General features: G+C 71.7%; 17 protein-coding genes. 11 read left to right on the top strand and 6 right to left on the bottom strand.

Annotated features, from left to right (window positions below; genetic code table 11):
* The first annotated feature begins 100 nt into the window (after positions 1-100).
* Together GXP76_RS21510 and GXP76_RS21505 are read left to right on the top strand one after the other, a co-directional pair.
* A complete protein-coding gene (locus GXP76_RS21510) occupies positions 101-1,351 on the top strand; it encodes an MFS transporter (RefSeq protein WP_242573208.1) in 1,251 nt (416 codons plus the stop codon).
* Between the two features lie 412 nt (positions 1,352-1,763).
* On the top strand, positions 1,764-2,366 hold the full coding sequence (locus GXP76_RS21505; RefSeq protein ID WP_242573207.1) for a response regulator transcription factor: 603 nt from the start codon (positions 1,764-1,766) through the stop codon (positions 2,364-2,366).
* A gap of 40 nt (positions 2,367-2,406) precedes the next feature.
* Here GXP76_RS21505 and GXP76_RS21500 read toward each other — a convergent pair whose 3' ends face one another.
* The 4 genes from GXP76_RS21500 to lanKC form a co-directional block, all read right to left on the bottom strand.
* Entirely contained in the window at positions 2,407-4,254 is a 1,848-nt protein-coding gene (locus tag GXP76_RS21500) for an ABC transporter ATP-binding protein (RefSeq protein WP_242573206.1), read from the bottom strand.
* Positions 4,251-6,080, bottom strand: coding sequence for an ABC transporter ATP-binding protein (locus GXP76_RS21495; protein ID WP_242573205.1), 1,830 nt, complete (start codon positions 6,078-6,080; stop codon positions 4,251-4,253). The genes GXP76_RS21500 and GXP76_RS21495 overlap by 4 nt, the downstream gene beginning before the upstream one ends.
* A gap of 151 nt (positions 6,081-6,231) precedes the next feature.
* Positions 6,232-6,360, bottom strand: a complete 129-nt coding sequence (locus GXP76_RS21490) for a SapB/AmfS family lanthipeptide (protein WP_023536623.1) — start codon at positions 6,358-6,360, stop codon at positions 6,232-6,234.
* A 35-nt stretch (positions 6,361-6,395) separates the two neighbouring features.
* The gene (gene lanKC / locus GXP76_RS21485; protein ID WP_242573204.1) at positions 6,396-9,104 is read right to left on the bottom strand and encodes a class III lanthionine synthetase LanKC; all 2,709 of its coding nucleotides are present in this window, start codon (positions 9,102-9,104) and stop codon (positions 6,396-6,398) included.
* A gap of 302 nt (positions 9,105-9,406) precedes the next feature.
* On the opposite strand from lanKC, the gene GXP76_RS21480 reads away from it, so the two are divergent.
* The 4 genes from GXP76_RS21480 to GXP76_RS21465 all read left to right on the top strand — a co-directional run bounded on the left by GXP76_RS21480 (position 9,407) and on the right by GXP76_RS21465 (position 13,377).
* Positions 9,407-10,777: a glycoside hydrolase family 18 protein gene (locus GXP76_RS21480; RefSeq protein WP_242573203.1), complete on the top strand. Its 1,371-nt coding sequence runs from the start codon at positions 9,407-9,409 to the stop codon at positions 10,775-10,777.
* A gap of 308 nt (positions 10,778-11,085) precedes the next feature.
* On the top strand, positions 11,086-12,300 hold the full coding sequence (locus GXP76_RS21475; protein WP_374361966.1) for a Rieske 2Fe-2S domain-containing protein: 1,215 nt from the start codon (positions 11,086-11,088) through the stop codon (positions 12,298-12,300).
* 272 nt (positions 12,301-12,572) lie between these two features.
* A complete protein-coding gene (locus GXP76_RS21470; RefSeq protein WP_242573202.1) occupies positions 12,573-12,836 on the top strand; it encodes a hypothetical protein in 264 nt (87 codons plus the stop codon).
* A 22-nt stretch (positions 12,837-12,858) separates the two neighbouring features.
* Positions 12,859-13,377, top strand: coding sequence for a hypothetical protein (locus tag GXP76_RS21465; protein ID WP_242573201.1), 519 nt, complete (start codon positions 12,859-12,861; stop codon positions 13,375-13,377).
* Positions 13,378-13,481: 104 nt separating this feature from the next.
* On the opposite strand, the gene GXP76_RS21460 is transcribed toward GXP76_RS21465, so the two are convergent.
* Positions 13,482-13,895 carry a nuclear transport factor 2 family protein gene (locus GXP76_RS21460; protein WP_242573200.1) on the bottom strand — a complete coding sequence of 138 codons (414 nt, stop codon included), beginning with the start codon at positions 13,893-13,895 and terminating at the stop codon, positions 13,482-13,484.
* 495 nt (positions 13,896-14,390) lie between these two features.
* On the opposite strand from GXP76_RS21460, the gene GXP76_RS21455 reads away from it, so the two are divergent.
* Positions 14,391-17,258, top strand: coding sequence for a BTAD domain-containing putative transcriptional regulator (locus tag GXP76_RS21455; protein WP_242573199.1), 2,868 nt, complete (start codon positions 14,391-14,393; stop codon positions 17,256-17,258).
* Positions 17,259-17,382: 124 nt separating this feature from the next.
* Here the strand turns inward: GXP76_RS21455 and GXP76_RS21450 are convergent, their stop codons facing one another.
* The gene (locus tag GXP76_RS21450) at positions 17,383-17,616 is read right to left on the bottom strand and encodes a hypothetical protein (RefSeq protein WP_242573198.1); all 234 of its coding nucleotides are present in this window, start codon (positions 17,614-17,616) and stop codon (positions 17,383-17,385) included.
* A 292-nt stretch (positions 17,617-17,908) separates the two neighbouring features.
* On the opposite strand from GXP76_RS21450, the gene GXP76_RS21445 reads away from it, so the two are divergent.
* The 4 genes from GXP76_RS21445 to GXP76_RS21430 all read left to right on the top strand — a co-directional run.
* Positions 17,909-19,348, top strand: coding sequence for a helix-turn-helix domain-containing protein (locus GXP76_RS21445; protein WP_242573197.1), 1,440 nt, complete (start codon positions 17,909-17,911; stop codon positions 19,346-19,348).
* A 164-nt stretch (positions 19,349-19,512) separates the two neighbouring features.
* A complete protein-coding gene (locus tag GXP76_RS21440; RefSeq protein WP_242573196.1) occupies positions 19,513-20,559 on the top strand; it encodes a beta-ketoacyl-ACP synthase III in 1,047 nt (348 codons plus the stop codon).
* Positions 20,560-20,659: 100 nt separating this feature from the next.
* Entirely contained in the window at positions 20,660-20,908 is a 249-nt protein-coding gene (locus tag GXP76_RS21435; protein ID WP_242573195.1) for an acyl carrier protein, read from the top strand.
* Between the two features lie 113 nt (positions 20,909-21,021).
* Positions 21,022-22,301, top strand: a 1,280-nt coding sequence (locus GXP76_RS21430) for a condensation domain-containing protein (protein ID WP_242573194.1), incomplete at its 3' end; no start/stop codon positions are given.

Here is a 22,301-nt window from a genome sequence, read left to right as displayed (position 1 = left end):
CCCTGGTCACACGCTCGGCGCCCGCACCGTGCGCCGAGCCCCCCGACCGGCGCCGACGAGGCCCGCCGTACTATGACAGGCGCAGAAAGGGCCTGTCTCAATGATCGATATCGCGGTACGCCGACGCCGGAGAGCACTCTTCGTCTTCTTCCTGATACCCGGGCTCTCGATGTCCTCGTGGGTCACCCGGACCCCGGACGTGAGGGATCAGCTGGGTGCCTCCACCAGCGCGATGGGTCTCATCCTGTTCGGGCTGTCCGTCGGTTCCATGCTCGGCATCCTCAGCTCCGGCCCCCTGGTCGCCCGCTTCGGAGCCCGGCCCGTCATCGGCGTCGGGACCGCCCTGATCGTGCTGAGCGTGCTCGTGATCGGCGCCGGGACCGACGTCTCGTCGGCGCCCGTCGTGACCGTCGGCCTGTTCCTCTTCGGCGCCGGCATGGGCGGCGGCGAGGTCGCCCTCAACGTCGACGGCGCGGAGGTCGAGCGCATCACCCGGCTCACCGTGCTGCCCGCGATGCACGGCTACTTCAGCCTCGGCACGGTGATCGGCGCCTGTGCGGGCATCGTGTGCACCGCGGCCACCGTCCCCGTGGTGTGGCATCTCGGCGCGGTCGCCCTCGTGACCGCGGCTCTCTTCGCCTACGCCTACCGGGCCATTCCCACCGGGACCGGCAGTGCCCGGCACGGCGCGGAGCCCGTCGAGGCCGGGCAGCCGGGGAAGCGGCCGGCGGTCTGGAAGGACCGGCGTCTGATCCTGATCGGCGGCATCGTCCTGACCATGGCCCTGGCCGAGGGCGCCGCCAACGACTGGCTGCCGCTGCTGATGGTCGACGGGCACGACATGGACCCCGCCCTGGGGTCCGCCGTCTACGCGGGCTTCGCCGCCGCCATGGCGATCGGCCGCTTCAGCGGCGGCTACTTCATCGACCGCTTCGGCCGTGCTGCCGTAGTCCGGGCCAGCGCCCTCTCCGCCGCCCTCGGACTGGCCGTCGTCATCTTCGCCGACGCCCCCCTGCTCGCCGGGGCGGCGGTGTTCCTGTGGGGGCTCGGCGCCGCGCTCGGTTTCCCCCTCGCGCTCTCCGCGGCCGGCGATTCCGGGCCGGACTCGGCGAGCCGCGTCAGCCTGGTGGCGACGATCGGGTACATCGCGTTCCTCGTGGGGCCGCCCGGTCTGGGCTTCCTCGGCGACCATTACGGGCTGCGCGCCGCGATGACCGTTGTCCTCGTCCTCGTCGCCGTGGCGATCTTTCTCGCCCCCGCCGTCAACACCCCCCGCGCGACGCCGGCACCCGCTCTGCCCGAGCAGCGGCCGGAACCGGCGGACGAGTCCCGACCGCACCCCCATCGGTGAGCTCCGGCGGAGCACCGGGCCGGCGTCCGGGATCCAACAGTTGCCTCGGGGAAATTTTCTGCGCCTCACCTGCGAGAACATGAATTTCCGCTGCACTCAGGACCGTTTCCGGGGGCATATGCAGGTCGCCGTCGAAGATTGGCCATGTCCTTAATTTCGACTTGAATCAATCGCCGATTGACCGGAAGTCTCTTTTTCTTTCCGTCTGCCGGGTGGATGTGACAGCTTTTCCGAGATGGGACGGAGACCGGATAAAATCTGGGGGGCGTACTGGGGAGCACAAGCGCATGACGGGGGCTCACGGCAGTCCGAAAAGTGCCTCAGCTTCCGGTCGGCAAGGAGTTCCCGTCGGCGCAGGACGGGCAGTGGATGTGATGCCGACCGGCGACTCACCATCTACAGGGGGACGTGCATGATCCATGTTCAAGTCGTACACAGGCTCGGACTGTTCCGTTCAGCTCTCGTGGCGCTGCTGCGCTGCGAGGAGACGCTCCAGGTGTCGGCGTCCCCCAGGCGCCCCGTCCATCAGGAGGCGCTGTGTTCGTCTCCGCATGTATGGGTGACCGATATCGACTGTCTCGAAGACCCGGCGCGCACGGGAATGCCCGGGCCCGGCAACGGGCAGGGCGGTATGGGGGCGTTATTGGTGCTCACGTCGGAAAGAAAGCCCGGAGCATTGATGAAGGCATTCGAGGCGGGGGCGCTGGGGTATGTCAACAGGGACGGGGACCCCAGCCGGTTGATCGAGGGAATTCACCGGGTGGCGCGCGGTGAGCGGTATGTCGACGACTCTCTGGCCTGCGATTTCCTCCAGGCGACCAAACTGCCCCTGACGCCGAGGGAGTTGAGCGTTCTGGCGCTCGCGGCGCAGGGTTCGCCCATCGGCGACATCGCGACCTCCCTGCATCTGTCGAGCGGGACGATACGCAACTACCTGGCCTCCGCGATACGCAAGGTCGGGGCGCGTAATCGCATGGACGCCGTACGGATCTCCCAGGACGCGGGATGGCTGTAGCCGGGGCCGGCCGCCCGGCAGTGCTCCCGTGCTCGGCCGTTCAGCGGCCGGCGGGCGGCGGCGGGTGCTCCCAGTGGCCGAACAGGTCGCGGTAGAGCGCCGAACTCGTCAGCAGCTCCTCGTGCGTGCCGAACCGCGGCGTCGTGCCGTCCAGGACGAGCACGCGGTCCGCCCGGCGCGCGGACGACAGCCGGTGGGCCACGACGATCAGGGCGCCGTCACGGGCGCGGGCCCCGTCGCCGAAGGCCCGCTCGGCGAAGGCGCGTTCGGCGCGGGCCTCCGCGACCGGGTCCAGATGGCAGGTGGCCTCGTCGAGCAGCACGAGTGGCGCGCGGGAGAGGTACGCGCGGCACAGGGCCAGGAGTTGGCGCTCACCGTGGGACAGGGCCCGGGGGTCCAGCACGGCGTCCGGGCCGCCGAGCCGGTGGACGAGTGGCCCGGCGCCCAACGTCCTCACCGCGTGCGTCAGTTCGCCGCTCGTGGCGTCCGGCCGCAGATGCAGGAGGTTCTCGCGGACGCTGCCGGTGAAGACGTACGCCTGCTGCGGGATCAGGACGCGCCGGTCCGCGAGGTCCTGGGCGGTCCGGCCGGCCACCGGTTCACCGCCGAGCAGCACCGTTCCGTCGTCGGGGGCGACGAGCCCGGAGACGACCCCCGCGAGGGTCGACTTGCCGATGCCGCTCGGGCCGACGACGGCGATGTGTTCGCCGCGCCTGACGGTGAGACTCAGGTGTTCCAGCACGGGTGGTGAGTCGGGGCCGTAGGCGTGGGTGACGGCGCGGACCTCGACCGACGGCACGGCGGCGCGCGAGGGGCGCCGGCCTCGCGGGAGGCCGGCGTCGGCGGCCCGGTCCGGGGCCTTCGGTGGCACGGGAGGGGCGGTGGCGTCCTGGAACCGGTCGACGACGACCAGCAGCCGCGTACCCGCCGCTCCGAGGGCGGTCATCATGCTGTGCAGCGCGGGAAGCAGCGCCTGGAGCAGATAGGTGAGCGCCCCCGCCAGTGCGCCGGTCGTCACCCCCTGCCGCAGCAGCCAGGGAGTGGCGACGAGCAGGAGGAGTACGGGCAGTTGGCCCGCGACGCCGAGCGCCACCGTACGCAGCGCGGCCCAGCGCGCCAGCACGCGCGACGTCCGCTCGGCGGCGTCGACGAGCCGCCCCGTACGCTCCGCCGCGCCCGTCTGCGCGCCGCAGGCCACGAGGTCACGATGGCCGGCCGACACCGCGCCCACGCCCTCGGCCACGGCCTCGTCGGCGTCCAGGAAGGAGCGCTGGGCCGAGGCCATCGGGAGCAGTGTGGCCAGGAAGAGCGCGATGCCCAGGACGAGCGGGGGCAGGACGACGAGGAGCAGTTCGGGGGCGAGGGCCAGCAGGCCGATCAGCGCGCCGGCGGCGTTGAAGACGAACGCCCTCACGGTGAGGACGAGTCCGGCGAAGCTGTCACGGACGATCTCGGTCTGGTGGGTGAGCCGTGAGACGGCGGCGGTGTCCGAGCGGTCGTCGGTACGGGCCGGATCGGTGACCGCCCGGCGCAGCGCCTGCCGGACCGCGCGCCGTACGAGCGCGTCCCGCAACGGTTCGGTCAGCTCGGCGAGTTGGGCGAAGACGCCGCGCATCGGGGGTCCGGCGCCGAGGACCGAGGCGGCGGCGACGGCGAGCCAGAGGAGGCCTGTCCCCGTCTGTCCGGCGAGGAAGCCGCGGTCGAGGGCCTGGGCGAGGCAGTACCCGCCGAGGAACGTCTGCGCGGACTCCAGCAGCGACCACCCGCCGAGTATGACGAGGACCCGCTTCCGGCCCGCCAGGAACCGCCGGGCGGGCGGCAGGTTACGGCGCAGCGCCCCCCTGCCGGAGGACGCTTCGGTGGCCGGCGGCTCGGCGGCGGCGCTCACCGGTCGGCCCGTTCGGCGGCGGGTTCCGGAAGTGCGGGTCGCGCAGGTGCCGGTTGCGTGAATGCCGGTTGCGCAGACGCGGGTCGAGGAGTCGCGGGCTGCGGCGGTACGGCGTCCGGAGGGGCGAACAGGGCGCGGTACTCCGGGGAGCGCCACAGCTCCTCGTGCGGGCCCGTCGCCCGGACCCGGCCGTCCTCCAGCCAGACCACCAGGTCGCAGCGGGCCGCCGAGGAGAGACGGTGGGCGACGATCAGCCGGGTGCCGTGCCGGACGTCCCGCGCCAGCGCGCGCTCCACCTGATGCTCCGTCACGGTGTCCAGGCTGGATGTCGCGTCGTCGAGCACCAGCAGTCGTCCGGCCCGTGCGAACGCCCTTGCCAGGCCGAGTCGTTGCAGCTCTCCCCCGGACAGCGGCGCGGCGTGCGGCGGTGTGGCGTAGCCCTGCGGCAGGAGGCGTACGAACGCGTCCGCGCTCGCCGCGCGTGCCGCCGCGCGGACATGTTCCCCGGGCATCGGCGAGCCGCCCGCCAGTGCCTCGCCGAGCGTGGCGCCGAAGAGGACGGGGCGCTCGAAGGCATGACCGACCTCGCGGCGCAGTTCGTCCCGCCGGAGGGCGCCGAGCGGGACGCCGTCCAGCAGGACGGTCCCCCCGTCCGGTTCCGTGAGCCGCCCGGCCACCGCCGCCAGCGTGGACTTCCCCGCCCCCGAGCGGCCGACCACGGCCACGGACGTGCCGCCGGGGATCGTCAGGTCCACCCCGGCGAGGACGGTGCGGTCCTCGTGCTTCACGCTCACTCCGCGCAGCTCCAGCGTCCCGCGCCCCTCGGGCGGCAGGGTTCGCTCTCCGTACGTCATGGGGGGCAGCGCCATCAGTTCGGCCGCCCGGCGGGCCGCCGAGCGGCTGCGGATCAGGGAGCCGAGGAGGCCGGCGGCCGTACCGACGCCGGCGGCGAGCGCCGCGTACCGGCTCGCGGCCAGCAGTTCGCCGACGCTCATGTCCCCGGACGCGAGCCTGATGCCGCCGACCGCCAGGACCGCGACGGTGAGCAGCGGCATGAGCACACCGCTGCGTGCGACGGCCGCGCCGTGGATCCGCCACATCCGTCCGCCCTGCGCGGCCAGTTCGGGCAGCGGGGCGAGGATGCGGTCGCGGTCGCGTGCCTCGGTGCCGGCGGCGGCGATCGTACGGGCCCCGGCCAGCGCCTCCACCAGACGTGTGGCGATGTCGGCCTGGACGTGCTGGTAGCTCGCGACGCTGTCGGAGGAGCCGCGGGCGAAGGCCCGCAGGACCAGTACCAGCAGCGGGAGCCCCGCGAGGAAGGTGAGAGCGGTCCACGGGTCGATCAGGAACAGCGCGACGACCGCTCCCCCGGGCGCGAGCAGCGAGGCCCCGAGCGTCGCGGCGGAGACGGGCGCGGTGGATGCCTCGGTGGCGTTCGCCGTGAGCCGGGTGGCCACGTCGCCGGGTGGGAAACGGGAGGCGTGGCCGGGCCACGCGGCGAGCAGACGGCCCGTGGCCCGGGTGCGGAGCCAGGCGGCGGAGCGGGCGCCAGCCGTGCCGCCGAGCAGGGCCACCGCCGCGTCCAGCAGCACCTCGGCGACGATCAGGGCGGCGCAGGCGAGGAGCCAGGGGTCGGCGTCCGGGCTCCGCCGGAGCAGGAGGTCGAGTGTGCGGCCGAGGACGGCCGGCAGCGCGAGGGACGCCGCGGCGGAGGCGGCGGAACAGAGGAAGACCGCCGTGGTGCGGCCCGCGCTGTGGCGCGCGGCGCCCAGCAGGAGACCGGCGGCTGTCGCTTCACGATCCTGCGGGACGGGCGGCGACTTCAAGAAGGTGTCCCCTCGGTTCGGGCGGCGGCCGGTGCTGGGGCGCGCGTCGCGCGGGAGGTACGCGTGGGGGCCGACGGCCGGGAGCGCCGGACGGGCTCGGAAGCCCGTCCGGCGCCGCACCAGGTCATCGGCCTGCCGACGACCAGTGGTGTCAGTTACAGGTGGTGATGCTCAGGCTGCTGTCGCCGCAGAGCAGCAGGCTCGCCCGGCTGCCGGTGGCGACGTCGCCCGTGGCCTCTTCCTTCGGGGTCTCCATCGACTGCAGGTCAAGAAGGTTCATGACAGTGCCTCTCTTTTATGGGGACGGTGTGCTGGTCACGACTCCAGGAGGAGCCGGTTCATGGGCCGCTTCTTCAGCGGCGGGAGGAACGGCAGTCGCGCGGGTTCGTCCGCGTGGGCGGCGGCGACTGCCAGCAGACAACCGGCGGTGCCGGTCGCGAGGTCCATGGAGAGCCGCATCATCTGCTCTCCGGGGAAGGCGAGATGCCCCTGGTAGGGCAGGGCGTGCCAGGCGAGCGTGCCCATCTGCCGCGCGATGTCGGCCGGTTCGGTGCCGGGGCCGGTGACCGACGTACGGCTGAGGTGGAGCACCATGCCTGCGGCACCGCGGAAGAGTCCGGGCTGCGCGTAGAAGGTGGCCTGGGCCGCCCGCACGATGTCGCCGCGAGCCCGCTCGAACCGCTCCTCTCCGCGGTGGGCGAGATAGTCGTCGAGGACCATCCCGATGCCGACGCTGCCCGCGCCGAGGTAGGGCATGGTGCGCCAGCCCTCGTCCACCTGGAGTGTGCCGCCCGCGCTCTGGACGCACCGGTCCAGGTCGTTGTGGAGCGCTTTGGCCGCGAGGTCGAGCAGTCCGGTGTCGCCGGTGCGTTCGTACAGGCGGATGAAGAGGAGGGCGGTGCCCGCGCCGCCGTACAGCAGCCCGGCCCGGCGTGTGCTGTCGGCGGCCGTCGCGCCGGGAGCCGTGTCCAGGGAACGGGCGGCGAGCTGTGCGCAGCGCGTGGCGGCGTCGGCCAGTCCGCTCTCGCCGGTCGCCGCGCCGAGGGCGTCGAGGGCGAGTCCCAGGCCGGCGGCGCCGCCGTGCAGATCGGCGGGCAGCTCGTCCCAGGACTGACGGAGCGTCAATTCGGCGAGTTCCAGGGCGCGGTGGGGATGGCCGAGGCGGTGCAGGGTCCAACTGAGGCCCGCGAGACCGTCGTAGAAGCCGAGCGGGGTGCCCGATTCCGGCTGCTTGGTCCGCTCCAGCAGCCACTCCTCGGCGCGGGGGCAGGGGTCGGCGCCGCTCTCGGCGAGGGCGTAGAGGACTCCGGCCGCGCCGTATCCGAAGGAGAGACCTCCGCCGGTGGTGGCGAACTGGGCGATGTCACCGGGGAAGTACCGGTCGTCGCGTTCGGGGGTCGCGGAGGCCAGGATCGCGCGGACCATGGAATCGCGGCTGTGCGGCCAGTCGGCGGGCTCGGCCGGCAGATAGGGGCCGGACGTGGTGGGTGCCGGAGTCCGGGGCGCCGTTTCCGCGGACGCCACGGGCGTGCTCGTACCGGCACCGGTGCTCGCGGCCCGGGCGGGCTCGCGCACGATCTCGGCCACCGCCTCGTCCAGGAAGCCCCGGTCGACGGGGAATTCCCGCGCCACCACGTCCGCCAGATGCGCTGCCTTGCCGCGATCGATGGCGAAGAGGCTGGTGAGCGGTATGAAGAGGGCCAGGCGCAGGCAGGCGAGCGCGTAGCGGTCGACGTCGAAGCCGCGCCGGCCTGCGGGGGCGACGAACGCCGGATTGGCCACGGTCTGCCGCCCGTTGTCGGCGGCGGGCGCCGCCGCCTCGAAGTCCAGCAGCACGACGGAGGACTCGTCCTCCGAGACCATGATGTTGAACAGGTGCAGGTCGTTGAAGACGATCCCGCGTGCGTGCACCGCCTGGACGGCCTCTTCCACCAGCCCGTACACGCGCATGGCCCACTCGGTGTACTCGGCGAGCCGCTGCTCACCGGGGTCCGCGTCGATCAGCGGATGCCTGCGGGCGAAGAAGGTGTTGAGCGGCCTGCCCTCGACGAACTCCAGCACCAGGAAGTGGTGGCCGCCGAGCTCGAAGGTGTCGAGGACCTCGGGGGTGCAGGCGAGCCCCGACAGCTGCTCCAGCGCGTTCCGCTCCCGGGTGAGCCGGGTCACCGCGTCGGCGCCGTCCGCCGCCAGTCCGGCGTGCGGCCTGGCCTCCTTGAGCACGACCTTCTCACCGGTCCTGCTGTCGCGGCCGACATACACACCACCGCCGTTGGAGAAGTGCAGGGCCTGTTCGACGACGTACGGCGAGGACTCGACGGTCGTCGCGGCGCGCGCTTCGAGATGGGGACGGAGCACATCGGGCGGGGTGATCCAGTCGGGCGTCCGGAAGACGGGGCCGCGCGGATCGGGTACGAGCTTGCCCTCGGCGTTCTCGATCGCCGGACGCAGCATGCCGTCGGCGTAGCAGTCCCGGCGTGTGAAGCTGCCGTAGCGGACGTGGACGGGGCCGGCGTTCCACCGCAGGTCGCTGAGGATGTACGGGCCGGGCTCGCCGGCCAGTATCGCGTCGAGTTCACCGGCGATGCGCCCGAACTGCTTGTCGTCCGCAGGGTAGATGGTGATGAATTTCCCGCTGGCGCCGCGGTCGGCGTATTTGGCGTTCCGCGTGTGCAGGAGATATCTGCTCGGCACGAATTTGAAAGCGATACGGCGTTCGACGCAGTAGGCCGACGTGCGGTCGAGAATCGACTCGGCGTTGTCCAGGCAGGCGGAGACATGGATCTTCCAGCCCTGGGCCGGGAGTTCGTGCTCGACCGGGCGGAACGCCAGCCAGTCACCGCTGTGATGGCGCTGCCATCCGTCGGGCACCGGGCGCCGGGCGGCTTCGTACCACTCGCCCGTCCCGGCCGAGGAGGTGCCGGCCGATTCGGCGGCTCCGGCCGTTTCACCGGCCGGGGAAAGGTGGTGCGGCGAGTCGTAGAATTGCCGGTCGGCGTCGCAGAAAACTGCGTAACCCTTGTTCACACACCCTCCCTTGTCGGCGACAGCGCCAACGTTGCCACGCGGCCGAGGGCGGCCCATAGTCGCCGATGTCACCGACACGGCATGCATTACGCACAAGTAACAACGGTATTTCGTAAAGCGCCGGTTCGGGCCGGGCCGGGCGTGAGGCCGGCCCGGAGGGTGCCGGAGCAGGCGTCGTTCGCGGCGGGCCCGCGCGCACCTACCTGCGGTAGGGGTGCCGCACATCTTGACGTTAATGGTCCAGACCAATACGTTCCTGTGCGCACCGCTCCCTTCCGGCACGCGCACAGGAAACGAGCCCCATGCCTCGAAAGCACCTTTCCCGGCTGGCCATCGCCGCCCTCTCCCTCGGCCTCGTGGCCACTCTCGCCCCCGCCGCGGGTGCCGAGCCCGCCCCCCGGGGCGACACGTCCGGCTCGCACCCCTCGTATCCCTCGCACAGCTCGTACAAGCGGGTCGGCTACTTCGCCCAGTGGGGTGTCTACGGCCGTAACTACCAGGTCAAGGACATGGACACGAGTGGGGCGGCGGCCAGGCTGACCCACATCAACTACGCCTTCGGGAACGTGAGCGCCGAGGGGAAGTGCTTCACCGGCAACATCCCGGGAGAGGCGGACGCCTGGGCCGACTACGCGCGCCCGCTGGACGCGGCCGGCTCCGTCGACGGCGTGGCCGACACCGACGACCAGCGCCTCGCCGGCAACTTCAACCAGCTGCGTGAGCTGAAGGCGAAGCATCGCGGTCTCAAGGTCCTGATCTCGCTGGGTGGTTGGAGCTGGTCCAAGCACTTCTCGGACGCGGCGCTCACTCCCGCTTCCCGCCGCGCCCTGGTCTCCTCGTGCATCGACCTCTACATCAAGGGCAATCTGCCCGTCGACGGCACTCGCGGCGGCGCGGGAGCGGCGGCGGGCCTCTTCGACGGAATCGACCTCGACTGGGAGTGGCCCGGTTCGGCCGGCGACGCCGGCACCGTGTTCCGCCCCGAGGACAAGGAGAACTTCACCGCGCTCGTACGGGAGTTCCGCAGACAGCTCGACGCGTACGCCAAGTCCCGCAAGGGCCACGAGAAGCGCAAGCACTACGAGCTGACCGCTTTCGTCCCCACGGCCCCGGCCAAGATCGACGCGGGTTTCGAAGTCTCCAAGGTCATGCGGGACTTCGACTTCGTGAACCTCCAGGGATACGACTTCCACGGCACCTGGGAGCCCACGACCGCCCAGCAGTCCGCGCTCTTCGCCGGGTCCGGCGACTTCAGCGTGAGCCAGACGGTCAACGACTGGCTGCGGCGCGGCGCACCGGCGCGCAAGCTCGTGGTCGGCATGCCCTTCTACGGCCAGGGCTGGACCGGGGTCTCGGGCGGCGGCACCGGCATGGGGCAGCCCGCGACCGGCCCCGCCCCGGGCACCTGGGCGAACGGCAACGAGGACTACAAAGCGCTGAAGAAGCTCGCGGACTCGGGGGCGTACACCGTCCACCGCGACGTCAGGAACGGCCACGCCTGGCTCTTCGACGGCACGACGATGTGGACGTACGACGACCCGCAGGTGCTGCGCGCCAAGTCGGCGTACGTGCGCGCCAAGGGGCTCGGGGGCGCGATGTTCTGGTCGCTGGACGGGGACACCGCCGACGGTGAGCTGATCAGGGCCGTCGACCGCGCACTCGGTCGCCGCTAGCTCTCGGCCGAGGCCGTGCGCCCCCGTCCGAGGTGCCTATCCCCTCGGACGGGGGCGCTTTCGCGTCGCCGGATCGTCCTCCCCGGCCCCCGCGCCGGCCGGGGAATCTCCCCGCCGGACGGCCCCGATCGGCCCAACCGCCACCTCAGCCACCCGCTCCACCGGACGCGCAAAAGGTGCTGTCCCCGGCGGGCGCCAGTTGTATGGGACGGGCTGCCCGGGATCGCCGGCCCGGCGTGATCCGCGATCGTGTCGCGGTCCGGAGCGCGGCCCATCACTGGACCGACCCGCGGGCGAGGGAGAAGCGCGTGACCGAGACGCAGTCAGCACAGGACGGGACGGGCGGGCCCGGAACGGCGAACGAGCGGCACGCCGTACGCGACTCCTTCCCCTCCCCCGCCGAGGCCGACCTCCGCCGTACCGGCATCAATCCCGACTTCTGGTATCCGGTCTCCGTGTCCGGGAGCGTACGGAAGAACAGCACCTTCGCCGCCAGGTTCGCGGGCGAGCGGATCGCGCTGTACCGCGGCGCGAGCGGCACGGTCTACGCCCTGGAGGACCGGTGCGCGCACCGCCAGGTACCGCTGAGCATGGGTGTCGTGGAAGGCGAGTCCCTGCGGTGCTGCTACCACGCCTGGGCCTACCGGGGCAACGGACGGATCTCCCAGATCCCTTATCTGCCCAAGGGGACGGACCGGCCGCCGCGCGGCGTGCGCGCCTACCCGGTCCGTGAGGCGTACGGACTGGTCTTCGTGTACCCCGGCGACCCGGAGAAGGCGGCCGAGACACCGCTGCCCGAGGTGCCCGCGTACGCCTCGGCCAAGCACCGGACCATGACGTTCTCGCGCACGGTGCACTGCCACTACTCGTTCATGCACGAGAACCTGCTCGACATGAATCACCAGTTCCTGCACCGGGGTGTCCTCGGGAGAATCCAGCCGGAACTGCTCGGCTACGACACCGGCCCGCACTTCGTGGAGGCGCGGTACCTGTTCACCCCCGCCGGCGGGAGGAAGGACCGCGGCGCGGGTCTGCTCTCCGCCGAGGGGCTCGGCGGCGGCAAGTCGCCGGACGTCGTCACCGTCCGTACGCAGTACCCCTACCAGACCCTTCAGGCGGTGCCCGAGAAGGCCGAACTCCCCGCGTTCTCCCTGTGGGTGGCGTACGTACCGGAGGACGCCGAGCAGCGCACCAATCACGTCTACGGTCTGCTCATGATCCAGAAGCCGCCCGTCCCCGGTGCGCTCCGCCTCGCCTGGCCGCTGATCCGGCGCTTCACCGAGCGGGTGTTCGCGGAGGACCGGATGGCGGTGGAGTCGGAGCAGCGGGCCTGGGACGAACAGGGTTCGGACTGGAACCAGGAGGTCTTCCCGCTGATCCTCGACGTCCGGAAGGTACTGCGCTCCAACGGCGTTCCCCTCCGGGCGAGGGCCGACCTGTGCGCCGCGGCCACGCTCTGCGGTCCGGCACACCGCACGGACCCCGCGCCGCGCGCCGGGAACGAGGCCGGGACCGACTCCTAGTCCGATTCCGCGACCGGCATCCCCGGCCGCGTCCGGCACCGTGTCCGACGGACAGCGGCCGGGCTGATCGGCCGGCCGGCCCCGGGGTGACCCGGGCGCCGTGGCGACGCCCGATCACTGGTGGTCGGGAGCCTGCGGCGACCCTTGCGACATTGACCGGAAACCGCCGCCCGACCCGGCACCCCGACTGCCGGTCGTGCCCTCTTCACCCCCCTAGCGTCCTTTCGGGAACGCACGACGCGCTCCGTCAGTCCACCCGAAGGGATCACTTCATGTCTCCTTTGCCCCAGACTCCCCGGGCAGCCGCCGCGGCACTCCTGACCGCCGGGCTGCTGGCCGTCGGTACCACCGCCGCGGTGGCCGCCCCGGCGCCGGCCGCCGCCGAGCGCATCACGAGCGCCGCCGAACTCCAGGAGCACCTGGCCCAGGCGGTCGCTCTGGAGGCCGCTCAGGGGGCCGTCGCCCTCAACGGTGACCCGGTGGGCCGCCCCGCCCTCCAGTCGAAGCCCGGCACGGCCGCGACCGCCGCCTGCTGACACCGTCGCCCTGAGGAGAGTCATGGACACCGAGAACACGCCCGACGTCGCAACTGCTGCCGAACCCGCACCCACCACCTGGTGCCCCAGCGGACAGGCCCTCGCGCCCGAGGCCGTCGTTCTCGGCGTCCGCTCCCAGTCGGACGGCACCCTGGCCTATCTCGCCAATCCGGCTCCGGCCAGGGACGTGCTGCCGATGGTCCCGGAAGGCATCGAGCCGACCCGGGTCCTGCGCTTCGCCTCGCACTGCGTCAGCAGTTGCGCCCACCGCCTCAACAACGACTGCACGCTCATCGACAAGGTCCGTACCCTGCCCGCCGCCGACGAACAGCCGCTCCCCCGCTGCCACTTGCGTGCGCGCTGTCAGTGGTGGCAGCAGACCGGCCGGGCGGCATGCGGGCGCTGCCCCGCCGTGAGCACCTCCGTCCACGCCTCGGACGCGCTGAACTCGCTCATCGCCGACCCGACCGTGACGCCGGACCAGCTCCAGGAGTGGATCGAGAACAGCCCCGACGGCCCCGCGGAGCGGGCGGCCGGCTGAGGAGCCGGCGGGCCCGGGAGCCGGGAGGCCGAGAACGTCACGCGTGTACGCCGGGGCGCCGGACAGCCGGGAGGGCGGTCGGCGCACCGGCGCGGTGACTCCCCTCAGCCCGGTGCGACGAAGTAGAACCGCCGATAGCCGAGCAGCATGCCGTCGTCGGTGAGCGTGAAGACATCGGCGAACTCCAGCGGACCGGCGTGGGCTCCGTTCGCCCCCTCGCCGTCGGCGGCACCCGTGTAACTTCCCGTCACCACCACGCAGTCACCGTCGGCCACGATCTTGTAGATGTGGTGGTGCTCCCTGCCTCCGGCCATCCGGGTGTGCAGGCGTATGACCTCGTCGCGGCCGTGCCCGAAGGGTGCGTCCGGCCGCTTGACCTGCACGTCCTCATGCAGCAGCGATCCGAAGGCATCGATGTCCCCGGTGTCGCGGTAGTGATAGGACAGCCGCACATGATCGATTCCGGCCGCCATGGAGGCAGCACTCTGTGGTGACCGCCTCGGAAACAGGCCGCTCATACGGCTACTCCTCTCAACTCGCACCGAGGCGTCCGTGCCCGCGATGCGTGGTTCGCTCGGACACCCTCGCCGAGTGTCACAACTGGGGGCTATCACCGCGCTATTACTGTGAACGGAATCGGAACGGAGTCCGATTCAGATGACCACCCGCGGGCGTAAGACATCGGCCACGCGCAGGTTCGGGCAAACGGTCACAGACACCACCCGCCCCAGGCGTCACAGCGCGCGGTAGCATCCCCATCTGACCAACCGTCAATTGTGCAACGTTCCGTCAATATGCGGCATACCCAGCGGACTTGGCGAAACCACAGCTCATACACCGGGTGCGGGCCGCCGCCGGCTCCCGTTGGTTCGCGGAATTTACTTTCCAGACACACGGATATCCAAGATAGCCATCCACACCCCATGGACAACCGGTTTTACGGTCGTTGACACTGTGTGCCCAAACGTCGCAGATGTGTCCGAGCTTGGAGACGCATGATCGAGTCGTCGGCAGTGGAACGGACCAGCTCGGCACAGCTTGCCTTCCTGATCCTCGGCCCGCTGGAGGTGCGTGGCCCCGCCGGCCCCGTACGGATCCCCCCTGGCCGCCAGGAGGCGATCCTGGCGACGCTGCTCCTGGAGGCCAACCGGGTGGTGAGCACCGACTACCTCGTCGACCTCATCTGGGACGAGGAGCCGCCCGACACCGCGCGCACCCAGGTGCAGATCTGTGTGTCCCGGCTGCGCAAGGGGCTCGCGGAGGCGGGCATCGACGCCCCGATCACCACCCGGCCGCCGGGATATCTGCTGACGGCCGCCGACGAGATGCTGGATCTGCGGCTCTTCAACCGCCGTACGGCGGAGGCCAAGGTGCTGGTCAAGGAGGGGCGGATCGGGGAGGCGGCCGAGCTGCTGCGCTCGGCGGCGGCGCTCTGGCGCGGCCAGTGCCTCGGCGGGGTCACCAGCGACGCGCTGCGCGCCAAGGCGCTCCAGCTCGACGAGGACCGGCTGAACGCCGTGGAGACCTATATCCAGCTGGAGCTCGATCTCGGCCGCCATCATCAACTGGTCGGCGAATTAGGGCGGTTGCTGCACGAGAACCCGCTGCGGGAACGGCTGCGCGGCCAGCTCATGCTCGCCCTGCACCGGTCCGGCCGGCAGTCCGAGGCGCTGGACATCTACCGTGCCGGCCGCGATCTGCTGATCGAGGAGCTGGGGCTGATCCCCGGCGAGGAGCTGCGCCTGCTGGAGACGGCCATCCTCGCCGGCGACAGCGCGCTGCACGCCGGGCCGACCGCCCCGGCCCGGACCGCCGTGCAACCCGCCGCCGCAGCACCGGAGGCCGCCGACCTGGTGCAGCGTGACGAGCTGCCGCATCAACTCCCCACGGACACGGCGGACTTCGTCGGTGACAGGGCACTGATCGAGACGGTCGAGGCCGTACTGACCGGGGGCGCCGGCCAAGGCGCGGTCGGCGTTGCCGTCATGATCGGCAAGCCCGGCATCGGCAAGAGCACGACCGCCACCCACATCGCGCACCGGCTGAGCGGAGAGGTCTTCTCCGACGGCCAGCTGTACTGCGACCTGCGGGGCGCGGGAGCCGAACCGGTCGCGCCCGCCGACGCCCTCGGCCGCTTCCTGCGGGCACTGGGCATTCCCGGCCCGGTGATCCCCCCCTCCCTCGACGAACGCGCCGAGATGTACCGCACGCTGATGGCCACCCGCCGGGTCCTGGTGGTGCTGGACGACGCCTACGACGAAGGCCAGGTCCGCCCGCTGCTGCCCGGCAGCGACACCTGCGCGGTGCTGGTGACAAGCCGCTCCCGGATGACGGCCCTGCCCGGTGCGCGCCGTATCGAGCTGAAGATCCTGGACGAGACCCGGGCCCTGGAGCTGATGGGTCTGATCCTCGGCCCCGAGCGGGTGGACGACGAGCGGGAGGCGGCGCGGGCGCTGATCCGTACGGTGGGCGGACTGCCACTGGCGCTGCGCATCGTCGCGGCCCGGCTCGCCGCCCGTCCGCACTGGTCACTCGCGTCGATGGTCAACCGCCTGGCGAACGAACGCCACCGCCTCGACGAGCTGGCCTACGGCGAGATGACCATCCGGACCAGCCTGTCGCTCACGTTCGACGGACTCGACGCCGGCGACCGGCACTTGCTGCGCCGGCTGAGCCTGGCGCAGGGGCCCACCCTGCCGGGCTGGCTCGCGGGGGCGCTCCTGGACGACCACCGCGCGCAGCCGTCCGACCTGATGGAGCCCCTGGTCGACGTGCAGATGCTCGATGTCGTCTCGGTGGAGAGCACCGGCGAATTCCGTTACCGGTTCCACGAAATCATCAAGGTCTACGCGCGTGAGCAGCTCTCCGTCACCGACAGCCGGGCCGTGCGGGACAGCGCGACGGAGCGGATGCTGGGCGGCTGGCTCGCGCTGGCGGAGCGAGCCCATCGCAGGATCTACGGCGGCGACTACACCGTCCTGCACGGATCGGCCCCGCGGTGGGTGCCGCCGGCCGACTACGTGGAGGAGCTGCTCGCCGACCCGCTCGACTGGCTGGACAGGGAGCAGGAGAATCTGTGCAACGCGGTGGAACACGCGGCGAAGGAAGGGCTGGACGAACTGTGCTGGGATCTCGCGGCCACCTTGGTGACGCTCTTCGAGGCCCGTGGCTATCTCGACCACTGGGAGACGACGCACCGGGTGGCGCTCGACGCGGTTCGAAGATCCGGCAACAGACGCGGCACCGCCGCTCTGCTCGCCTCGATCGGCACGCTCTACCTCAGCAGGGGCCAGCCGGAGGAGTCCAGGGAATCACTGGACCAGGCGCTGGCCATCTTCGACGAACTCGGTGACCGGGGCGGGCTGGCACTGTGCCGGCGGGACCTGGCCCTTCTCGAACGGCAGGCCGGCGACGACGACCGGGCTCTGGCCCTCTACGACCGGTCGATCCACGACTTCGGGCTGATCGGGGACATCGTCGGCCGGGCGACCGTACTGACGCAGAGGGCGCACATCTGGATGAGGCGGGGTCACACGGCCGCCGCACACGCCCAGTTGGAGGAGGCGCTCGACATCTACCGGTCGGTGGGGTTCACCGGCGGTGAGGCACGCGCGCTGCGGCGGGTGGGGCAAGTGCTGTTCCAGCGTGGTGAACACGCCGAGGCCGAGCGGACGCTGACCGACGTCCTGGCTATGGTGCGCGACAGCGGGGATCTGATCGGCGAGGGCCATCTGCTGCGCAACCTGGGCGAGTTGAAGGCCGGCCAGGGCTGCTACGAGGAGGCCCGCGACTTCTTCGTCCGCTCACTCGCGGTGCGGGAGCAGATCATGGACCACGGTGGCGCGGAGATCGTACGGCGCGACATCGCGCGACTGCCCTAGCGACGAGGGGGCGGCGGCTTCGCGGACGGCCCGTCACGAGTGACCGGGCGGCGTCGCGACGGTGCTGCCGCCGTCCGGCCGGTGCGTACGGGGACCGGCCGGGCTGTCCATGGTTCCTCGCGGGTCAGTCCCAGGGGTTGTTCGCCGGCGCGCTGTCCCACGGGTTGTTCTTCGGCCGCGGGGAGTCCCACGGGTCGTTGCCGTCCTGGACGCCGTCCGACGGCGCGGAGTAGGCGGAGGCGCCGTACGCGGGGAGGCCGTCGCTCCCGGCGGCGTGGGCGGCCGTGCCGCCGATCAGGACCGTGCCGCCGATGGCGGCGGTGACCACGAGGCTCTTGAGGACTGTGTTGACGCGCATCTCGGGGGTTCCTTCCCTCGGTTCCGCTCTTCGATGACACCGAACTTAGGGAGAGTCGGAAACTCGGGACTATCGCGGCCTTTAACCCGCCGCTATCACCAGTGACGCACATCCTTTCACCGTCGGTTCCGCCCGCGCACCACGCACCGCGCGGAAACCGCCGACCGTTGTTCCGGAGATGCCGCGCCGATAACCGGATTCGGACGATGGGTCGGGAGTCCCGGTCCGGGGACGGAACGACGCGGGAACACCCGTCGCCCGGACCCAGGTCCCGACGCGAGGAGTGTTGAAGGTGACGACGAGCGCCAAGACGGTGAGCGCCAAGACCGACCAGGGGGAAGCGGCCGATGGCACCGGCCTGTTCGGAAGGCTGGTACGCGGGCACCGCGACCGGGTCGGCCTGACGCAGCGCGAGCTGGCGGATCTCTCGACCATCAGTGTGCGGGCCATCCGCGATCTGGAGCAGGGCAGGGCCACCCGGCCGCGGCACGCCACCGTGCGCCTGATCGCCGACGGGCTGCGGCTGGGCCCGCGGGCCCGCGCGGATCTGGAGGCCGCCGCCCGCCAGGGCCAGAACGGCTGGGCGCTGAAGGCGGGGTACGACACCGCGCCCATTGTGCCGCCGGCCGCGCTCGACACCCTGACGGGCCGGGAGTCCGAGGCCGCCTCCCTCACCGCCGAACTCGCCTCGGGAACCGAGCGGTTGGTCAATGTGATGGGCCTGAGCGGAGTGGGCAAGACCCGGCTCGCGCTGGAGGTGGCCGCCCGGTTGCACAGCGGCAGCGGATTCCCGGTGCTGTGGGCGGCCTTCGCGGGTCCGCCCGTCGCGTACCGGACGCCGAGCGGCCCCGAGGGTCTCGCCGCGCTGGTCACGGGGTGCGCCGAGGCGTTGTTCGGTCAGCCGGGAGAGCGGACCCCCGCCGGAGGGTCGGTCGAGGGGGCCGGCCGGCACGCCGATGTCACGGCGCTCGCCGAACTCGTCGCGGACCGGCCCGCGCTCCTGGTGGTGGACGGCGCGGTGACCGACCGCCCGGACACCGACGGGATCGACCGGCTGCTGCGCGACTGCCCGGAGCTTCGGATCCTGGTGACCTCGGAGGGGCCGTACGGGATCGCCGGTGAACGCACCTTCCTGCTGGGCCCGTTGGAGGCTCCGGACAGTACGCGGGAGTACACCCCCGACTCGCTGGGACGGATACCGGCCGTACGGCTCTTCCTGGACCAGCTGCGGCGCACCAGGCCCGAGTACGTGCTGACGCCGGACGACGTGCCGGCGGTCGCCGACGTCTGCCGCAGGCTCGACGGTCTGCCCGCCGCGCTGCGGGCCGCCGCCTCCTGGCTGGTCGTCTACGATCTGGCGACCCTGCGGCAGTGCCTGGAGGACGACCTGGCGAGCCTGCTGGTCCATCTGGCCGGGGACGACGAGGGGGCCAGGTTCAAGGAGGCGCTGCGGCGCCGGGTCGCCCGGCTGCCGGCGGACGGCAGGGCGCTGCTCGCCCGGCTCTGCGACGGGGAACGGGGCGGCCGGGACGGCGGTTTCGAGCTCGCCGACGTCGCCGCGCTGACCGGGCGGAGCCTGCCGGAGTGCGGTCGTATGGTGCGCGATCTGCTGCTCAGCGGCACGGCCCGCCCCAGCTATCAGCTCGGCCGCTCCCGCTTCCAGGTGTTCCACCTGGTACGTGCCTTCCAGCCGGCCGTCGCACGGGTGGCGACCGTCGGGGGCCACCGGTGAACCGGGGCCGGGGGCCGGCCGTCCCGGCCGGCCGTTCTGCTCCGCGAATGCCGGAACAACTGCCGCAGGCCGTTTCGCACCAGGTGTTCGATGAGGACAGCAACGGGCCTCGGAGAGCGACGGAATCCCGCCGGGCCGACCACACGCGCACTCAAGGAGGGACCATGTCCCCGGTAACGCACAGTGCCCCTGGCACCAGGACCGCCGTCATCTCGGGGATCGGTGTGTCCCTGCCCGCCCGTCTGGTGAAGAACGAGGAGGTGGCGGAGCGGCTCGGTGTCACCGCGGACTGGATCAGGGAACGGACGGGAATCGAGCAGCGCCATCTCGTCGACCCCGAGGGCGCCACGTCGGACCTGGCCGTGGAGGCGGGACGGCGCGCGCTCGACGCGTGCGGGAACCCCCCGGTCGACTTCCTGATCCTGGCGACCTGCACGCCCGACCACACCTTCCCCTCCACCGCGCCCGCCGTCGCCTCCCGTCTGGGACTCGCCGGGATCGCGGCCTTCGACCTGAACGCCGCCTGTTCCGGCTTCGTGTACGGGCTGTCGGCCGGGGCCGGCATGCTGGCCTCCGGTGCCTACGGCACCGGTCTGATCATCGGCGCCGACGCCATCTCCACCATCGTGGACCACGACGACCGGATCACCGCCCCGATCTTCGGCGACGGCGCGGGAGCCGTGGTGGTACGGGCCGGTACGGCCGACGAGCCCGGCAGCCTGCTGGCCCAGACGCTCGGGAGTGACGGCGATCTGCTGGACATCCTGGTGACGCCGGCCGGTGGTTCGCGTCAGCGCTCGGCGCTCTCGGCGGCCGACCCGGAGCGGAGCTATCTCGGCATGCAGGGGCGGCTCGTCTACCGGCACGCGATCGCCCGGATGGCCGAGGCGTCGGTGGACGTGCTCGCGAAGACGGGCTGGGCGGTCGAGGACGTCGACCGGCTCGTCGCGCACCAGGCAAACCGCCGGATCCTCGCGGCGACCGCCAAGCAGATCGGCCTGCCCGAGGACCGGGCGGTCATCAACGTCGACCGGGTGGCCAACACCTCCGGCGCCTCGATCCCGCTCGCGCTCATGGACGCGATGGGCTCCGGGGAGCTGAAGGCGGGCGACAAGGTCCTGCTGGCCGCGTTCGGCGGCGGTGTCACCTGGGCCGCGGCCACGCTGATCTGGCCGGACCTGCCGCCCGTCGCCCCCGCCGACAGCATCTGAGACCCCCCACGGGATCCCGGCAGACGGGTTCCTGTCGTACCGAAGATCCGTCACCACCCAACCCGGCGCGGCGTCCGCCCGCCACCACCGAGGGAGAGACATGGAAACGACTCTGGAAAGAGTGCGGGAAATCGTCGTCTACGTCATGCCGGAGATCCAGGCGGACATCACCGCCGAGGACCGGCTCGAAGAGGACCTGGGAATCGACTCCCTCTCGCTGGTGGAGATTCTCGTCCAGGTGGAGAAGCGCTTCTTCCTCACCCTCGACGACAGCGAGCTGATCGACGTCGCGAGCGTGCAGGACATTCTGGACGTCATCCAGCGCCGTGAGGCAGTGGCCGGCGTCTGAGGGCCTTGCCCCGGAGCCGCAGGTCTTCGCTCGTCCCGGGTGTCCGGCGCGGTATCAGGACCGCGCCGACGCCGTCACGCGTCCGCCAACGGAACAACGTACAAGGGGAAGCCATGTCTGGTCCGGTGAACGGCGGACGTCCGCTCAACGAGGCGCAGTCGGGGGTGTGGTACGCGCAGCGGATGGATCCGCTCAACCCCGTCTTCAACATGGGCGGCTATCTGGAGATCAACGGCCCCGCCGATCCGGAGCTCCTCAAGGCGGCGGTGACGGCCCTGGTGGCCGAGGACGAGACCGCGCGCATCACGTTCGGCGAAGTGGACGGCGTGCCCCGGCAGTACTTCGGCGACGCGCCGGACTTCGCCGTGGAACTGCTCGACGTGAGCGCGGAACCGGATCCCGTGGCAGCCGCGCGACGGCGGATGCTCGACGACCTGGCTACCGTGCCCGACCTCGAACGGGGCCCGCTCTTCCACCACATGCTGTTCGCGGTGGGCTCCGACCGCTACTTCTGGTACAACCGTGCGCACCATCTGGTCAACGACGGCTACAGCGCGACCCTGATGCGACGCAGGGCCGCCGAGCTGTACGCGTCCCTCGCCGGTGCGGCGGGACCGGGTACCCCGTACGGCTCGTTCGAGCGTCTGCTGGCGGAACAGGACGCGTACGCCACCTCGAAGGCGCGTGCCAGGGACGCCGCTTATTGGAAGAACGTCATGGCGGGTGCGGAGTATCCGGCGGGCCCGGGGCCGGCCGGGGCGCTCACGCACCGGATCAGCCGGCAGACGTCGTCGGTGGACGAGGAGGGCTTCGGGCGGCTCGTCGCGTTCGGCGAACGCGCGGGGATCTCCTGGCAGCAGGCGGTGCTCGCGGCGGCGGCCTTGCACCGCAGGCTGTGGACGGGGGACCCGGACGTCCTGCTGAGCCTGCCGGTCTCGGGGCGGCTCGGTAAGGACGGCATGAGCGTGCCCGGCATGATGGCGAACGTCATCCCGCTGCGCTGCCGGGTCGACACCGCGGTGACGTGCGAGGAGTTCGCCGCCCGGGTGGCGGCGCTGACCCTGCGGGCGCAGTGGCACCAGCGGTACGGCTCGGCCGATCTGATGCGTGATCTGGGGTGGCCGGGGAACGGGCGCCGCCGGTTCGGTCCGGTGGTCAACATCGTCGTCGCCGAGGAGCAGTCGTCGTTCGCGGGGATACCGGCCGTGGGGCATCTGCTCTCCACCGGGGGCACCGCCGAGGATCTCTCACTGACCGTCAGCCGCGGTCCCGACGGGGGGCTGCGGGTCGACTTCACGATCGACGAGGCGTACGGGGACAGCGTCGACCTGTCGGCGTACGAGCGGACTTTCCACCGGATCCTCGCCTCGATGACCTCGGGTTCCGGGGTGCC

The organism is Streptomyces sp. NP-1717, from assembly GCF_022695985.1.
GTDB lineage: Bacteria > Actinomycetota > Actinomycetes > Streptomycetales > Streptomycetaceae > Streptomyces.
Note: the sequence above shows the minus strand (reverse complement) of the source record. Positions and strands in the feature narration are given on the sequence as shown.

Coding starts and splice junctions, on each gene's coding strand:
- GXP76_RS21505 (WP_242573207.1), top strand. CDS start 1,764: ATGATCCATGTTCAAGTCGTACACAGGCTCGGACTGTTCCGTTCAGCT.
- GXP76_RS21465 (WP_242573201.1), top strand. CDS start 12,859: ATGGACACCGAGAACACGCCCGACGTCGCAACTGCTGCCGAACCCGCA.
- GXP76_RS21470 (WP_242573202.1), top strand. CDS start 12,573: ATGTCTCCTTTGCCCCAGACTCCCCGGGCAGCCGCCGCGGCACTCCTG.
- GXP76_RS21480 (WP_242573203.1), top strand. CDS start 9,407: ATGCCTCGAAAGCACCTTTCCCGGCTGGCCATCGCCGCCCTCTCCCTC.
- GXP76_RS21440 (WP_242573196.1), top strand. CDS start 19,513: ATGTCCCCGGTAACGCACAGTGCCCCTGGCACCAGGACCGCCGTCATC.
- GXP76_RS21435 (WP_242573195.1), top strand. CDS start 20,660: ATGGAAACGACTCTGGAAAGAGTGCGGGAAATCGTCGTCTACGTCATG.
- GXP76_RS21450 (WP_242573198.1), bottom strand. CDS start 17,616: ATGCGCGTCAACACAGTCCTCAAGAGCCTCGTGGTCACCGCCGCCATC.
- GXP76_RS21510 (WP_242573208.1), top strand. CDS start 101: ATGATCGATATCGCGGTACGCCGACGCCGGAGAGCACTCTTCGTCTTC.
- GXP76_RS21460 (WP_242573200.1), bottom strand. CDS start 13,895: ATGAGCGGCCTGTTTCCGAGGCGGTCACCACAGAGTGCTGCCTCCATG.
- GXP76_RS21490 (WP_023536623.1), bottom strand. CDS start 6,360: ATGAACCTTCTTGACCTGCAGTCGATGGAGACCCCGAAGGAAGAGGCC.